This window comes from Ferrovum myxofaciens, from assembly GCF_000735045.1.
Taxonomy (GTDB): domain Bacteria; phylum Pseudomonadota; class Gammaproteobacteria; order Burkholderiales; family Ferrovaceae; genus Ferrovum; species Ferrovum myxofaciens.
This window is the reverse complement of record NZ_JPOQ01000458.1, coordinates 1-592: the sequence shown is the minus strand read 5'-3', so window position 1 is coordinate 592 and position 592 is coordinate 1. Positions and strand designations below refer to the sequence as shown.

Below are 592 nucleotides of genomic sequence, written 5' to 3'. Positions count from 1 at the left end.
CCTCTGTTTTCTTCTTCGGTTGCTGTTCTGGACCAGCATGGCATCCCCTAGGTCTTCCTTCTCGTAGAGCTGGAAAGTGTCCGTCAGACAAATGCCCTCGAAGGGTTTGTACTCCCCCCCCACGATCCCGTGGTAAGTCGCCTCAATGTTGATGGCCGCAATGTAGTAGGCCAGCAGCACGATCTCGTTGGCGTGGATCTCATTCTGGTACTTGTAGGGCAGTTCTTCTGGGGTAATCAGGCCACTCTGGAGCAACCGGGTGATGAAGGTCCCGGTTCCCGTGAACGGGTCCAGAATATGCACCCCCGGACTGCCCAGGGTCTGATCGAACTCCACCTTGAGGATGTGGTTCACGCTGTGGATGATGAAGTCCACCACTTCCACCGGGGTATAGACGATGCCCAGTCGTTCGGACATCCTGGGGAATGCGTTGCGGAAGAACTTGTCGTAGAGTTCCACCACGATCTTCTGCTTTCCGGCGGCGTTGTCGATGTCTTCAGCCCGCATCTTCACGCTATCGTAGAACTTTTGCAGGGTATCGGCTTCCTTGCTGATCTGGTGAGACTCCAGAATGTCCACCACGCCTTGCATA

Annotated in this window: 1 protein-coding gene; it reads right to left on the bottom strand. The window is 55.2% G+C overall.

Annotated features, from left to right (window positions below; all coding sequences use genetic code 11):
* Window positions 1-592 (bottom strand): N-6 DNA methylase (locus IV91_RS16345; RefSeq protein ID WP_035418592.1); only part of this gene is annotated, 592 nt, incomplete at both ends.